Source organism: Candidatus Photobacterium acropomis, assembly GCF_030685555.1.
GTDB classification, from domain to species: Bacteria; Pseudomonadota; Gammaproteobacteria; order Enterobacterales; family Vibrionaceae; genus Photobacterium; species Photobacterium lucens.
Genome location: NZ_CP131609.1, coordinates 1,150,436 through 1,165,565, shown reverse-complemented (window position 1 = coordinate 1,165,565; position 15,130 = coordinate 1,150,436). Strand labels below are relative to the sequence as shown.

The 15,130-nt window shown below is 42.4% G+C and carries 17 protein-coding genes; 11 read left to right on the top strand and 6 right to left on the bottom strand.

The window, feature by feature from the left end:
• Positions 1-175 precede the first annotated feature (175 nt).
• Entirely contained in the window at positions 176-826 is a 651-nt protein-coding gene (gene lipB, locus Q7657_RS12290) for a lipoyl(octanoyl) transferase LipB (protein ID WP_107167420.1), read from the top strand.
• Positions 823-1,794: a lipoyl synthase gene (lipA, locus tag Q7657_RS12285; protein ID WP_008986286.1), complete on the top strand. Its 972-nt coding sequence runs from the start codon at positions 823-825 to the stop codon at positions 1,792-1,794. Before lipB ends, lipA begins: the two co-directional genes overlap by 4 nt.
• Before the next feature lie 86 nt (positions 1,795-1,880).
• Here lipA and bamC read toward each other — a convergent pair whose 3' ends face one another.
• Both bamC and dapA read right to left on the bottom strand, forming a co-directional pair.
• Positions 1,881-2,891, bottom strand: coding sequence for an outer membrane protein assembly factor BamC (gene bamC / locus Q7657_RS12280; protein ID WP_107167421.1), 1,011 nt, complete (start codon positions 2,889-2,891; stop codon positions 1,881-1,883).
• A gap of 31 nt (positions 2,892-2,922) precedes the next feature.
• Complete coding sequence (gene dapA, locus Q7657_RS12275; protein WP_053986486.1) at positions 2,923-3,801, bottom strand: 4-hydroxy-tetrahydrodipicolinate synthase; 879 nt, start codon at positions 3,799-3,801, stop codon at positions 2,923-2,925.
• 350 nt (positions 3,802-4,151) lie between these two features.
• On the opposite strand from dapA, the gene Q7657_RS12270 reads away from it, so the two are divergent.
• Both Q7657_RS12270 and bcp read left to right on the top strand, forming a co-directional pair.
• On the top strand, positions 4,152-4,691 hold the full coding sequence (locus Q7657_RS12270) for an ACT domain-containing protein (protein WP_107167422.1): 540 nt from the start codon (positions 4,152-4,154) through the stop codon (positions 4,689-4,691).
• 86 nt (positions 4,692-4,777) lie between these two features.
• Positions 4,778-5,242 carry a thioredoxin-dependent thiol peroxidase gene (bcp, locus tag Q7657_RS12265; protein ID WP_008986282.1) on the top strand — a complete coding sequence of 155 codons (465 nt, stop codon included), beginning with the start codon at positions 4,778-4,780 and terminating at the stop codon, positions 5,240-5,242.
• 65 nt (positions 5,243-5,307) lie between these two features.
• Here bcp and Q7657_RS12260 read toward each other — a convergent pair whose 3' ends face one another.
• Positions 5,308-6,384, bottom strand: a complete 1,077-nt coding sequence (locus Q7657_RS12260) for an AI-2E family transporter (RefSeq protein WP_107167423.1) — start codon at positions 6,382-6,384, stop codon at positions 5,308-5,310.
• On the bottom strand, positions 6,378-6,617 hold the full coding sequence (locus Q7657_RS12255; protein ID WP_053986483.1) for a sulfurtransferase TusA family protein: 240 nt from the start codon (positions 6,615-6,617) through the stop codon (positions 6,378-6,380). The genes Q7657_RS12260 and Q7657_RS12255 overlap by 7 nt, the downstream gene beginning before the upstream one ends.
• A 165-nt stretch (positions 6,618-6,782) precedes the next feature.
• On the opposite strand from Q7657_RS12255, the gene bepA reads away from it, so the two are divergent.
• From bepA to Q7657_RS12235, 4 genes are all read left to right on the top strand, one after another.
• The gene (gene bepA, locus Q7657_RS12250; protein ID WP_107167424.1) at positions 6,783-8,243 is read left to right on the top strand and encodes a beta-barrel assembly-enhancing protease; all 1,461 of its coding nucleotides are present in this window, start codon (positions 6,783-6,785) and stop codon (positions 8,241-8,243) included.
• Between the two features lie 88 nt (positions 8,244-8,331).
• Positions 8,332-8,682 carry an arsenate reductase (glutaredoxin) gene (gene arsC / locus Q7657_RS12245; RefSeq protein WP_107167425.1) on the top strand — a complete coding sequence of 117 codons (351 nt, stop codon included), beginning with the start codon at positions 8,332-8,334 and terminating at the stop codon, positions 8,680-8,682.
• On the top strand, positions 8,682-9,260 hold the full coding sequence (gene wrbA / locus Q7657_RS12240) for an NAD(P)H:quinone oxidoreductase (RefSeq protein ID WP_107167426.1): 579 nt from the start codon (positions 8,682-8,684) through the stop codon (positions 9,258-9,260). Before arsC ends, wrbA begins: the two co-directional genes overlap by 1 nt.
• A 29-nt stretch (positions 9,261-9,289) precedes the next feature.
• On the top strand, positions 9,290-9,721 hold the full coding sequence (locus Q7657_RS12235; RefSeq protein ID WP_107167427.1) for a DUF2069 domain-containing protein: 432 nt from the start codon (positions 9,290-9,292) through the stop codon (positions 9,719-9,721).
• Between the two features lie 58 nt (positions 9,722-9,779).
• Here Q7657_RS12235 and Q7657_RS12230 read toward each other — a convergent pair whose 3' ends face one another.
• Positions 9,780-10,943, bottom strand: a complete 1,164-nt coding sequence (locus tag Q7657_RS12230) for a DUF2066 domain-containing protein (protein ID WP_107167428.1) — start codon at positions 10,941-10,943, stop codon at positions 9,780-9,782.
• A 303-nt stretch (positions 10,944-11,246) separates the two neighbouring features.
• On the opposite strand from Q7657_RS12230, the gene Q7657_RS12225 reads away from it, so the two are divergent.
• Positions 11,247-12,500, top strand: a complete 1,254-nt coding sequence (locus Q7657_RS12225) for a uracil-xanthine permease family protein (RefSeq protein ID WP_107167429.1) — start codon at positions 11,247-11,249, stop codon at positions 12,498-12,500.
• A 122-nt stretch (positions 12,501-12,622) separates the two neighbouring features.
• Here the strand turns inward: Q7657_RS12225 and upp are convergent, their stop codons facing one another.
• On the bottom strand, positions 12,623-13,249 hold the full coding sequence (upp, locus tag Q7657_RS12220; protein ID WP_008986273.1) for a uracil phosphoribosyltransferase: 627 nt from the start codon (positions 13,247-13,249) through the stop codon (positions 12,623-12,625).
• A gap of 193 nt (positions 13,250-13,442) precedes the next feature.
• On the opposite strand from upp, the gene purM reads away from it, so the two are divergent.
• Both purM and purN read left to right on the top strand, forming a co-directional pair.
• Positions 13,443-14,483 (top strand): phosphoribosylformylglycinamidine cyclo-ligase, encoded by a 1,041-nt coding sequence (purM, locus tag Q7657_RS12215; protein WP_107167430.1) that lies wholly within the window; start codon positions 13,443-13,445, stop codon positions 14,481-14,483.
• A 4-nt stretch (positions 14,484-14,487) separates the two neighbouring features.
• Positions 14,488-15,129: a phosphoribosylglycinamide formyltransferase gene (purN, locus tag Q7657_RS12210; protein WP_107167431.1), complete on the top strand. Its 642-nt coding sequence runs from the start codon at positions 14,488-14,490 to the stop codon at positions 15,127-15,129.
• The last annotated feature ends 1 nt before the right edge of the window (position 15,130 follow it).

Genomic DNA, 15,130 nt, shown 5'->3' with positions numbered 1-15,130 from the left:
CAGGCGGCGCACAACGTCGCCTGTTATTTCTATCAGTAAACCTTCTTATAATTCTCACTTATTATCCATAACTCCTTCATCACTCGTTAACAATACATCTGCACCAAGTTTAGGTATAATGCCCAGACCTAGCCTTCTTTATGATTGGCATCTTCATTAATATCTGGGTAGTAAATTGCACACAGCACTTATTATTAAAAACCTTGGTCGTCGTGATTACCAAACGACGTTCGATGCCATGCATGACTTCACCAATAACCGTACTGAAGACACAGCAGATGAAATTTGGCTAGTTGAACATTCACCTGTATTTACCCAAGGACAGGCAGGCAAAGTCGAGCACCTGCTCAACACAGGAGATATCCCAGTTGTACAAAGCGATCGTGGCGGTCAAGTGACTTACCATGGTCCCGGTCAACAAGTGGCTTATATCTTGATCGACTTACGCCGGAAAAAAATCGGTGTGCGTGATTTAGTCACACACATTGAAAATACGGTAATCAATACCTTATCCCGCTTTGGGATTCGCTCTAACGCTCGCCCTGATGCCCCTGGTGTGTATGTTAATAATCAAAAAATATGCTCACTTGGCTTGCGGATCAGACGTGGGTGCTCTTTTCACGGTCTGGCACTCAATATAAATATGGACTTGGCGCCTTTTCTTCGTATTAACCCATGCGGTTATGCAGGAATGGAGATGACGCAAACGGCGTTACTCAATGGCCCAACTGAACTGACGGAAGTTCAGCCTGTACTCGTTGAAGAATTAACTAAATTACTCGATTATCCGAAAGTCGAGTGGATGACGGAAAGCAATCAACCATGAGTAAACCAATTAAAATTGAACAAGGCGTCAAATATCGCGATGCCGACAAAATGGCTTTGATCCCTGTTCGTAATGTTGCGGATGAAGAAACGCCAAAAGAAGTGTTACGTAAACCTGAATGGATGAAGATTAAGTTACCGTCTGACAGCCAACGTATTCAGGAAATTAAATCTGCACTGCGTAAAAACAAGCTTCACTCTGTTTGTGAAGAAGCCTCTTGCCCAAATTTAGCCGAATGTTTTAACCACGGTACAGCAACCTTTATGATCCTAGGTGCTATCTGTACGCGTCGTTGTCCATTCTGTGATGTTGCCCATGGTCGTCCACTACCACCTAATGCTGAAGAACCAGCGCACCTTGCACAAACTATTGCTGACATGAAACTACGCTACGTAGTCGTGACATCCGTTGATCGTGATGACTTACGTGACGGTGGTGCGCAACACTTTGTTGATTGTATTAATGAAATCCGCGCAAAAAGCCCAGAAATTCATATTGAAACATTAGTACCTGATTTCCGTGGTCGTATGGATCGTGCGTTAGATATCTTCCGTGATACAGCACCTAACGTGTTCAACCACAACCTTGAAACAGCGCCACGCTTATACCGTAAAGCGCGCCCGGGCGCGAACTACCAATGGTCTTTAGATCTGCTGAAGAAATTTAAAGAGCTTCACCCAAATGTTCCTACTAAGTCAGGTTTGATGATGGGTTTAGGTGAAACCAAAGAAGAGATCATTGAAGTATTAAAAGATCTGCGTGCTCATGGCGTGACGATGCTAACACTGGGTCAATACCTAGCACCAAGCCGTCACCACTTACCTGTTGAGCGTTATGTGCCGCCTGAAGAATTTGATGAGCTAAAACAAATCGCACTTGATCTTGGCTTTACTCATGCTGCTTGTGGTCCATTTGTACGTTCGTCGTACCATGCCGATCTTCAAGCCCAAGGTGTAGAAATTAAGTAATCAATAGCACTTAATTACAGCTAGCTTAAAATAAAGATATAAAAAAACCGCTTTAAACAAAGCGGTTTTTTTTATCAAGCTAATGCTTACTTTTGAAAGCCAGCTGCAAATGCAGGCGCTGCTGATTCTAAAATATCATCAGTTACAGGCTTACCTTCACTATCAGTAATATTGATAGAAGTACGGTTACCTAAATCACCGACTAGAATGCGGTATTTATCATCCGTCAGTTTCATTGGCTTAGTACCCAACTCTTGCCAGAATTCGTCATCTGGTTCACGGTACTTAACATCAATTAAACCTTGTGAACGGTTACGATCTTCAACTGTAAAGCCAAGCTTTGATAATACAGTTGGTAGACGCTCCCACATGTCATCGTAAGATGCACGTGCAATCAGCACTGGTAAACCACTGCGATCCACGCCTAATGAAATTGGAACATGCTTAAGCTGTTGAGCCGCGGCTAAACGTGCTTGTTCACGAATATCTTCATCATACTTAGACATAACTAAGTTAGTCATCAAAATGCTGTAACGACGCTTATTATCAGCCGTTACTGGCATTGTTTTACCGTCTTCACGCCAGTCCGTTAAGATAATACGGTAGCTATTGGTTGATGGTGACTTTTCAATGCTGTAGCGACTACCAATCTCGCTATCTTCATCTTTGTTAGTCCAACTCACCCAATCAGTATCAATTTGATCAGCACTTTGTTTAGCAATGCCAATATTGTTTTTACTGATCAAGCTCTGAGTCACTTGCCATAACTTAGAAAGATCAGAGCTACGAGGCAATTGTACAGTCACACCATCTTGATCCACGCTTGAGCGCATACCAGGAATGAGATTTAAAACCTGCTGTGGTGGTCGAATATCAACGCTAGCGCCAACTTCGCCTTTAAAACTCTGGCTAGGTATAACGTAAGCTGCACTACTGAAAGGGGCAGCCCCTGCTGGCAAAGTCCATGATTCTAAAGGTTGAGTTTCAAGATAGTTAAAATCCTGATTTGCCTGACGGCGAGCTTCTGACCCGCTAGAACAGGCTGACAAACTCGTTACCATGAATGCAGCTAATGCTAGCCGATATTTATAATTCATTTATGCTCCTGCGCTCCTACGCTTGTGCAACTTAAAGCACACCGGCATCCAAAAGAGCCTGCTTAACAATCGGTTGCTGTGACTCGCTTAAAACAGTTAGCGGAAGTCGTAAATCACCGTTTTCAATTAAACCTAGTTGATGCGCTGCCCACTTCACAGGAATTGGGTTAGCTTCAACAAATAAGTTGTTATGTAACGGCATTAAACGCTGATTAATTTCTTGTGCAGCGTCAATTTGGCCACTTAATGCTAATTTAAACATTGTTGCCATGTCTGCTGCTGCAATGTTTGCTGTAACAGAGATAACACCGTGACCACCTTCAGCGACAAAATCTACAGCTGTAGCATCATCACCGCTTAATTGGATGAAATCTTCACCACAAAGTTCCCGTGTTTTTTTCACACGAGATAAATCTGCTGTTGCATCTTTAATACCGATGATATTTTCAATCTTCGCTAAACGCGCAACAGTTTCAGGTAGTAAGTCTACCGCAGTTCGTCCCGGTACATTGTAAAGAATTTGCGGAATATCTGTTGCTTCAGCAATCGCTTTATAATGTTGGTATAAACCTTCTTGAGTCGGTTTATTATAGTAAGGCGTCACACTTAAACATGCCGCAACACCCGTACCAGAGAAAAGCTTAGTAATTGTGATGGCTTCATGTGTCGCATTAGCACCCGTACCTGCGATAACTGGCACGCGTCCATCAACATATTCCAGTGTTTTTAGCACCACTTTAATATGCTCATCAACCGTCAATGTTGCTGATTCACCCGTAGTACCTACGGCAATAATCGCATCAGTGCCTGCATCAATATGGTAGTCCACCAGCTTTTGCAGGCCGACATAATCTACTTCGCCTGTAGCGTCTAGTGGCGTTAATAGCGCAACCATGCTTCCTGTAAACATGTCCATCTCCCCTCTTCTTATATATCCAAACGGCTCTCTCACCATCACCTTGTGGGGATCTATGCTAAAGCGGTTAGGGTATAACTTTGTCATGGTACTTTTGAGTGACTATAAACTCAAGCAAAGGCTGAGTGAAAACAGTGAACTAACGTGCTTTATCGTCTGCTTTCGTCACAATTTTCGACTTTGAAAGTCAAATCTTGAACAACAGAATAATATAGGTACTTTTTTGTTCAAAAAGCCACCAAAAACTGCGCGAAGTCTTCGCTTTTTTCTAACGAAATTTGCAATCGTTTCAGCATGACTCTGTGCTAACATGCTTAGATAATTCTTTAACACTGAAGACCAACATGGAACATTACCTTGTCATAACTGCTGTAGGTACTGATCGCCCAGGTATCTCTGATGAGATCACCCATCTCGTCACTCAATGTGGCTGTAATATTGTCGATAGCCGTATTGCCCTTTTTGGTTCTGAGTTTACCCTGATCATGCTGCTATCGGGTAACAACAATGCGATTTCTCGTATTGAATCAACGTTACCTCTAAAAGGCCAAGAGCACGATCTGATCACGGTAATGAAACGTACAAACAAGCATAAGCAGCGCTTCTTCCCCTATACGGCAGATTTCCATGTTGAAGCAAATGACAGCCCAGGTCTGATCAAGCAATTTACTCATTTCATGGCAAGTCGTCATATTGATATTTCAGCATTAAGTGCCAATACACTTGAGAGTCAATCAGAAGGCGTAATGAACCAGCTAGTGCTTCAAATAAACACTAACTTGCCGGAAAACTGTAATTTGATGACGCTACAAGAAGAATTTGAAACCTTGTGCCAATCAGTTTCAGCTTCTGGTTCAGTGAATTTTATTGGTCATAAAAGCTAACTAAAACGTACATAAACTTCATTGTCAGCCTTAATTTATTCAGACACCTTGGTGTATTGAATCACAATAACTAAAAGGATATTTCTATGAATACGCTCACAGCTGGCACACCAGCACCGGCATTTACTTTAATGAATCAAGATAACGAGCCTGTTAGCCTAAGTGATTTTAAAGGTAAGAAAGTATTGGCTTATTTCTATCCGAAAGCCATGACGCCAGGCTGTACAGTTCAAGCATGTGGTCTACGTGACAGCAAAGCTGAACTTGATGAGAAAAATGTGGTTGTACTTGGTATCAGTATTGATCCAGTAAAACGCCTACCTAAATTTATTGAGCGTGATAACCTTAACTTCACCCTATTATCTGATGAAGATCATGCCGTTGCAGAACAATTTGGGGTGTGGGGCTTGAAGAAGTTTATGGGTCGCGAATATGACGGTTTACACCGTATCAGCTTCTTAATTGATGAAAATGGCACCATTGAACATGTCTTCAACAAGTTTAAAACCAAAGATCACCATCAAGTGGTATTGGATTATTTAAATCAATAAGCATCACTTAAGCATGCTCATTGATAGATATAACAAAGGCCGCATCTTGCGGCCTTTTTCATAGGTTATACGTGCTCTACATCATCAAGTTCATCTTCAGCAGAAAGCAATGCGCCCCATACGGCTTTGACTAATGTTGCTAATGGGATTGCGAAGAATACGCCCCAGAATCCCCACAAACCGCCAAATACTAATACTGCGACAATAATCGCTACTGGGTGTAAATTCACCGCTTCAGAAAATAGAATTGGAACTAATACATTGCCATCCAATGCTTGAATAATGCCGTAAGCTAACAGTAGCCACCAGAAATCCGGCGTCCATCCCCATTGAAATAACCCCACCATCGCAACAGGCACAGTTACAGCTGCCGCACCTATATAAGGGATCAAGACAGATAGACCAACCAGCACGCCAAGTAACACTGCATAACGTAAGTCCATCACCGCAAAAGTAACATAACTCGCGATGCCAACAATTAAGATTTCAATGACTTTACCGCGAATATAATTCGAGATCTGCTCATTCATTTCACTGCCGACTTTACTCGCTAGACGACGGTTTTTAGGTAGCACTTTTAGTAAGGTCTGCATCATTTCATCTTTATCTTTTAATAAGAAAAAGATCAGCAATGGCACCAGAATCAAATACACACCTAATGTCGCAAGGCTAACTAGTGATGCCAGTGAGCCTTTTACAACGCTTTCTCCCATTCCCAGTACTTTTTCACGTAAGTTATTCATCAAATCAACAACTTGCGCAGGCTGGACAAAATCAGGATAACGCTCAGGCAGGCTTGATACATACACTTGTAAGTCATTAAACATCTTCGGCACGTCTGCAGTTAAATTCACCACCTGATGCCAAATAGTCGGCACTAAACCAAACAATGCTAAACTCATTAATCCAGCAAAGAGCAGTAAAACTAGCATCACAGAGAAGGTTCTCGGCAGCCCTAGTTTGGTTAACCTTGCAACGGGCCACTCTAATAAATACGCCAATACAATTGCGACTAGCAGTGGCGTAATTAAGCTACCAAAGAAATAAATCGTAAGAAAACCACCGAGCAAAATGGCGACTAAGCTGACGGCATGGGGATCTGAGAATCGACGCTGATACCAGCGATTTAACATGTTCAACATGTAGAGACGTGTCCTTTTTTCACTAACATGACAAGCTGAGTATTATCGTTAACTACAGTGTCAATAATGTATCCATGGTTAAGCAAGAAACGAGGAATATCGCTTCTTGCACCGCTGTCAGAAATACGCAGTTCAAGCTGTTGTTCAGAAAGAAGTTTTGCGCACGCACGTTTTGCTAGCAACAATGCCAATGGGCAGCGTTGTGTCGTTAAATCAAGCGATAAAATTTCCATTGCTTTAAGTGACAGAGATTTTCTATTGCCGTATTGTAACCTCAAGCACAACCAAGATGCGAGATAGATAAAGGACATGATTCACAATAACGAACCTATGGAGTCATTCGTTGTCCTAACTCTTTAGATATTAAAGATAACTTACAAGGTGGTAGTATCTTTCCCATGTTTCGATTTACCAAAGCACCAACCTATCTTTTGCTTTCTGCTCTACTTAGTAGCAGTCTTCCAGCTATTGCTAGTGATGCTAATCGCTTACCTGAAATGGGGACGACTGCCGCCTCGACGTTAACTATTGATAAAGAGCTGGAATATGGCGACGCTTATATGCGGATATTAAGTGCCAGCCAGCCGGTGATTAACGATCCGCTATTGTCTGACTATGTTCAATCGCTCGGTCATAAACTGGTTGCCAGTGCAGATGATGTGCGTACACCTTTTAATTTCTTTTTAATTCAAAACCCAGAAATTAATGCGTTTGCTTTCTTTGGTGGTTATGTCGCTATCCACTCAGGGCTGTTTTTGCATGCCAAAACCGAAAGCGAGCTCGCCTCTGTCATGGCCCACGAAATCGCTCACGTTACCCAACGCCACTTAGCGCGAAAAATGGAAGCCGACGCTAGAAACTCTCCGATCACTATGGCGGCATTAATTGGTTCATTATTATTAACCGTTGCAGCACCAGAAGCGGGATTAGCGGCAATGCACGCAACGACAGCTGCTGGTATGCAAGGGCAAATCAATTTTACTCGTAGTAATGAAAAAGAAGCAGATCGCATTGGGATCAAAACATTGGCAAAAGCAGGCTTTGATGCACATGCAATGCCGCGCTTTTTTGGTCGCTTAGCCGATCAATATCGCTATACCTCTAAACTACCAGCAATGTTACTCACTCACCCACTGCCAGAGTCCCGTCTCACCGATAGTCGTATGCGTGCTCGTAACTACCCAACAGTGATACTGCCACCTTCTGAGCGTTACTTATTAGCGCGTTCCCGTATCGTGGCGCGTAATGCTAACTTTAGTGAGGCATCGTCACTAAACTGGTTAAATAGAGAGCTGAAAAAAGCCGCGCCAAATCGTCGTAAAGAACTCAATTACGGCAAAGCGCTGGTCTATCTTGATAATGGTAAATACAAACAAGCACATCAATTATTAGACCCATTATTGGCAAGTGAACCCAATAACCTATTCTTTATTGATGCGGCAACCGATCTTGATCTGTACCAAAAGCAATATGACCGTGCAATTTCACGTTTAACAACAGCACTAAAAGGCAATCCAAACAGTAAGGTACTGCGCTTAAATTTAGCTAACGCCTATTTAGAATCAGGGAAATATCAGCAAAGTATCCAAATTCTAAACCGTTATGCTTACGATCACCCCAAAGATACCAATGGCTGGACATTACTGGCGAAGAACTATGCCAAGCTCGGTAATCGTAGTGCAGAGCTTGCAGCATTAGGCGAACTTCTGGCGCTTCGTGCTCAATGGGATAAAGCCATTAATAACTATACTCAAGCTGCGCAAATGGCAAAGCTAGGCTCAATGGATCAAGCTCGTTACGATGCTCGTATTGATCAACTACGCTTTGAACGTCAACGATTTAAAGCGCTACAGAAATAAATTTTAGTAGCCAGCGTATTTAATACGATTACAATAACTACATAACAATTAAGTAAAAAATAGATCACGCATAGAATTAGGAGATGTCATGTCAGTTACTATTTATCACAACCCTCGTTGTTCAAAAAGCCGTGAAACGTTAGCGCTATTAGAAGAGAAAGGCATTACTCCAACGGTTGTAAAATACCTTGAGCAAACACCTAGTGTGACAGAGTTAGAAACGCTGTACCGTCAACTCGGTTTAGACTCTGTGCGTAAAATGATGCGAACGAAAGAAGCAGAATATAAAGAATTAGGCCTAGGTAATGATGACGTTACAGACAGCGCATTATTCACAGCAATGGCAAGCCATCCAAAACTGATCGAACGCCCTATTGTCGTCAATGGTGATAAAGCTGCATTAGGTCGTCCACCAGTGCAAGTATTGGATATTCTATAATGCAGAAAATCTTAGTCCTTTATTACAGCAAACACGGGAACACTCGCCAATTAGCCCGTCATATTGGTCGTGGTATTGAGCAAATCTCTGGCTGTGAAGCGGTACTAAGAACGGTTGCTGATATTAATCCAAATGATCATCAGCAACCTTACATGGATCCTTTGGTCTCTCATCAAGATCTAAAAGAGTGTATTGGGCTAGCGATGGGAAGCCCTGTACGTTTCGGTAATATGGCCGCACCACTGAAACACTTTATCGATAGCACCAGCCAACAATGGTTATCAGGCACATTGATAGATAAACCTGCTTGTGTCTTTACTTCATCTTCGTCTATGCATGGTGGTCAAGAAACCACGTTGCAATCGATGCTTTTGCCCTTGTTACATCATGGCATGTTAATCGTGGGGATTCCGTATTCCGAACCAACCTTGCATACCACGCAGCATGGCGGAACCCCATACGGTGCTTCGCACCTCAATACAGGCACCAATAAGCAATTGCATAAAGATGAAATTGAGTTAGCACAAGCATTAGGAAGACGCTTAGCACACACGGCAACGCTACTTCATCACTCCTGATATTAATGGCTTACGAAAAGGATGATTCGATGCCTCCAATGCAACCTCGCACTTTATTTATCCACCGATTTGCACTCTGTGCCAATTTAAGTTTGATGCTATGGGTCGCCCTATGGCAGATCGTGATCTCTCCTCATCCACATTTAAATAATTGGGTAATGGCTGCGCTTTGGATATTGCCGATGCTATTACCTTTACGTGGCATGCTAGCAGCGAAACCTTATACCCATGCATGGTCGAACTTTATTTTAATGTTCTATTTCTTACATGCATTAACCATTTTGACCATTGATGAAGGGGAACGCTGGTTAGCAGCCATTGAGTTTATCATCGTCTCTGTTGCGTTTCTCAGTAACATTCTTTTTGCCCGCCTTCGAGCTAAAGAATTAGGAATAAAGTTACAACGCTTATCGCAAGTAGAACGAGAAGAGCGTGAACGTTTTGAGCCACCAAAAGAATAATTCAAAGACTAAAAAGCCCTCACACTGAGGGCTTTCTTACTGTAACGCTAAACGAAATTTAATTATGCCAAGTATAAATATTGTCTGGCGCTACATAGTTCTCGCTTTGTTGCACTGGTGGCTGTACTTGAGTTGCACTAACATCAACGGCATTTGATGAAGTACTCACATCAGTTGCAGATGCTGTTGTTACCGCTGAATTATTATTAGTTACAGCATAATCATCTGCACTAATACGGCTATCATGACTTAATTCACGTTTAAACTCTGCCGTCGACGCTGACAAGTTCATGCGGAAAATGACTTTGTCACCTTTAATATTTACAGCATTTGCACTACTTACTGTCGTCATATGATTAAGCATGCGCTCTAACGTAAAGAAATCTTCTGTTGAGTTAACATTATCAACTTCAATATTCACTTTACCTGCAGCACTGCTACCCAATGCTAAGGCATATTTTTGCGCCAGATGATTAGCAACCTGATTCATCATATCGCTGCTTGCTTGTGCTAATGTACCGCTGGCTTTACCTGTGATGGGCTGAGTGTCTGTCGCAATTGTGCTCGGCTTTTGCGTATATAATTGCCATGATAATTCAACCTTGTCATCACCTTGCTGAATCGCCTTTACTAATAGCAATCCACCAGCGTTATAGCGCTTACTCGCACTTGAAATAGGATCGACAAAACTGCCCCATAAGTCAGATACGTGCAGTGCAGTTACATCATTAAAATCACCAATAGGGAAAGTAACAGGTACACCACGAACATTCGCTGCTTGCTTAGTGTCAGCCACTAAAGCATTAGCCGATTGATCCCACAAAATATCACGACTATTACCGTTATCATCAACCATCCAAACTAAAATATCAGGACGCTGTTCACTCCAGTAATTAGCTTTTGCTTGCGTTAATAATTGTTTAATTTGCACCTTATCAAAGGTTAAGTTCAGCGTCTGCTGACCATTGTCTTGACCATAACTAAACTGGCTAACATAACCCGAACTGTTTTTTAACGCTTGAGCTACTACAGTATTCTTAGCAATATTTTGATCCCCCGTCACTTTGATCAGCACTTGTTTAAAGCCCTGCTCTCGTGCTGTTTGATCAGCATTCTGTCCACCAGCTGGCATGACTACTTGAGCCTGATATAAATTACTAACCGTCGCAGCTTTAATCGGTAAAGCCAGTAACGCTAAAAACAACAACGCAAATCGCAACATAAAGCACTCATTATTTACTAAAGTAAGTTGGCAAAAAGAAATTGAATATCAGCGAGCTCCTAAACCGATTGACGTCTTGTATAGAAACACGGCTTACCATCAATTTATCCTACAATATGTACTTTTTCCTGAACCAAAACAATACAGCCTGCAAGAAACAAACCACATGCTTTAAAAAACTTCTCTAGTCACAAATATCAGTCATTAAATAATTAGCAGTTTTTTTCTCTTAACACACTAGGTAATCGTTTGCTTTTTGTGATAGCATTGCGCGATTTTTTTTATGACAAGGTGATTTTGAGTATGATGCAGGTATTACAAGGTGCCCAAATGTTATTCGTCGCATTTGGTGCTCTCGTTCTTGTTCCGTTACTTACTGGGCTTGACCCCAATGTGGCACTTTTTGGTGCTGGTGTAGGAACCCTCCTTTTTCAGCTTGTTACCAAACGTTCTGTTCCTATCTTCCTAGCCTCTTCTTTCGCATTTATTGCACCAATTATGTACGGTATCCAAGCTTGGGGTGTTGCAAGCACCATGGGTGGCCTAATGATGGCGGGTATCGTTTATGTCATTTTGGGTGGCATTATCAAAGTTCGTGGTGTGGGATTTATTCATAAACTGCTACCACCTGTGGTTGTCGGCCCAGTGATCATGGTCATCGGTTTAGGTTTAGCGCCAGCTGCTGTAAATATGGCTGTAGGTAAAACAGGTGACGGTGGTGTTCAGCTTATCGCACATGACACTGCGCTATGGATTTCAGCCATTTCATTAATCGTGACTATTGGCTTAAGTGTGTTTGCCAAAGGCATGCTAAAGCTAGTACCGATTGTAGGTGGTATCACTTCAGGCTACTTAGCAAGTTTAGCGTTCGGTGTGGTGGACTTTACCCCGGTGCATAATGCGAGTTGGTTAGCACTTCCTAACTTCACTTTCCCTGAGTTTAATATTAACGCAGTCCTTTTCATGATCCCTGTTGCCATTGCACCTGCAGTTGAGCACGTAGGTGACATGCTAGCGATTTCCAACGTAACAGGTAAAGACTACCTGAAAAAGCCAGGCCTACACCGCACAATGGCGGGTGACGGTATTGCGACGATTGCAGCCTCTATGGTAGGTGCACCGCCTAATACGACTTACTCTGAAGTAACGGGTGCGGTAATGCTAACCAAAGCATTTAACCCTGTGATCATGACATGGGCGGCAATTACGGCATTAGTGTTAGCGTTCGTAGGTAAATTAGGCGCAATGCTACAAACCATCCCTGTGCCTGTAATGGGTGGGATCATGATCTTACTATTCGGCTCTATTGCAACCGTTGGTCTAAATACGCTGATCAAAAACCAAGTCGATTTACACAAAGCCCGTAACCTTGTGATTGTTGCAGTAACGCTAGTATTTGGTATTGGTGGGATGGCATTTGGTATTGGTGAGTTCAGCCTGCAAGGTGTGAGCTTATGCGGTATTGTTGCGATTGTTCTGAACCTGATCTTGCCACAAGATTTAGGTGAAAATCATATCGTTGATAATGCGCAAATTGAAGATACAGAGCATCTATAATGAATGCCACCATAGGCGAGAGTAGCTTAGCTCTCGCTTACTCTTTTCGTTAATAAACACGAAAAACAGCAATAAAAAAACCGGACATCACGTCCGGTTTTTATTTAAATCTTGTTTACTAATTACTTAGTACCGAAGATCTTATCACCGGCATCACCAAGACCTGGAACGATGTAGCCTTTGTCATTTAGCTTCTCATCGATAGCTGCAGTGTATAGCTCAACATCTGGGTGTGCTTTTTCTAGTGCTGCAATACCTTCAGGTGCTGCCACTAGTACTAGAACTTTAAATTGCGTACAACCGTGCTCTTTTAACAGATCTAGTGTCGCAATCATAGAACCACCTGTTGCCAGCATCGGATCAACAACCAGCGCAATACGCTCATCGATGTTTGATGCTAGCTTGTTGAAATATGGTACAGGCTCAAGTGTTTCTTCATCACGGTAGATACCAACAACACTGATACGTGCACTTGGCATATGTTCAAGTACACCGTCCATCATGCCAAGACCGGCACGAAGAATAGGTACTACCGTCACTTTTTTACCTTTGATTTGGTCGATCTCAACTGGACCGTTCCAACCATCAATGGTCACTTTTTCTGTCTCAAAGTCTGAAGTCGCTTCATATGTCAGTAGGCTACCAACCTCAGTTGCTAACTCACGGAAACGCTTAGTGCTGATGTCACCTTCGCGCATAAGACCAATCTTATGTTTAACCAGTGGGTGTTTTACCTCAACAACTTTCATCTTCTGACTCCCGAGCAAATAAAAAATAAAATCGCATTATTATATACTAAGCCAAACGATTGCTGATAGTAGTAAACGTTTGACTGTTTACTTAATATCCAGTCAAAAAAAATGACGCAAACGTTTTCCTTTAGGCTGTGACTGCTGTTATCATACCCCTGCTTTTTTACTTTAATACGTTGAGGGATCATCTGTGAGCAACAAAAACTCTTCTCTTAGTTACAAAGATGCTGGTGTTGATATCGATGCTGGTAATGCATTAGTAGACCGTATTAAAGGGGTGGTAAAGCGTACGCATCGCCCAGAAGTGATGGGGGGAATTGGTGGTTTTGGTGCACTTTGTTCACTGCCAACCAAATATAAAGAGCCTGTTTTAGTATCAGGTACTGATGGCGTAGGTACTAAACTTCGCTTAGCGATGGATTTAAACAAGCACGATTCTATCGGTATCGATCTTGTTGCTATGTGTGTTAACGATCTTATCGTTCAAGGTGCAGAGCCTCTGTTCTTCCTTGATTACTACGCGACAGGCAAACTGGATGTCGATACAGCAACAAGTGTTGTAACAGGCATTGGTGAAGGCTGTATTCAATCAGGTTGTGCATTGATCGGTGGTGAGACTGCTGAGATGCCAGGCATGTACCACGGTGAAGATTACGATGTTGCTGGCTTCTGTGTCGGCGTCGTTGAAAAAGCCGATATCATTGATGGTTCAAAAGTAACAGCTGGTGATGCACTTATCGCTGTTGGTTCAAGTGGTCCTCACTCAAACGGTTACTCACTTATCCGTAAGATCATTGAAGTTTCAAATGCTGACTTAAACGAAGAGTTAGAAGGTAAAACGCTTTCTGATCACCTGTTAACACCAACTAAGATTTACGTAAAATCGACGCTAAAAATGATGGAAAGCTGTGATATTCACGCGATTTCTCATATTACTGGCGGTGGTTTCTGGGAAAATATCCCACGCGTGCTACCAAAAGGCACAAAAGCTGTTGTTAATGGTGATAGCTGGCAATGGCCTGCCATCTTTAACTGGCTACAAACGGCAGGTAACGTAGAAACTTACGAAATGTACCGCACGTTCAACTGTGGTGTTGGCCTTGTGATTGCCCTACCACAAGCGCAAGCACAACAAGCTATTGATATCCTAAATGCTGAAGGCGAAAACGCATGGCTATTAGGTGAAATTGCCAATACGGCTGAGAACGAAGAACAAGTTGAGATCAAGTAATACCATGACTAATATCGTCGTCCTTATTTCAGGTAGCGGCAGTAATCTTCAAGCGATTATTGACGCATGCAGCAATGGCTTAATTAAAAATAGTCAAATTACTGCTGTGATCTCAAATAAAGAGAATGCGTACGGGTTAGAGCGTGCACGTGCTGCCAATATTGAAGCGATACATATCGCACCTAAACAATATGACAACCGTGAACAATACGATGATGCATTGGCTGAACGTATTGAGCAATTCAACCCAGATGTGGTGATCCTTGCTGGTTTTATGCGTATTTTAAGCGGTGATTTTGTCCGTCGCTTTAAAGGGAAAATGTTAAACATTCATCCCTCTTTATTGCCTAAATACCCAGGATTAAACACCCATCAACGTGCGATAGATGCAGGCGATACTGAACATGGTACTAGCGTGCACTTTGTTACAGAAGAGCTCGATGGCGGACCTGTTATTCTGCAAGCAAAAATTCCTATTTTTGCCAATGATACCGTTGAAGAAGTAACGGCTCGGGTACAAAAGCAAGAGCATGCAATTTATCCGCTTGTGACTCAGTGGTTAGCTGAAAAACGCTTAACCATGGTTGATGGCAAAGCCGTGTTAGATGGTGAAACGCTTCCCCCCCAAGGTTACGCAGCTCAATAAA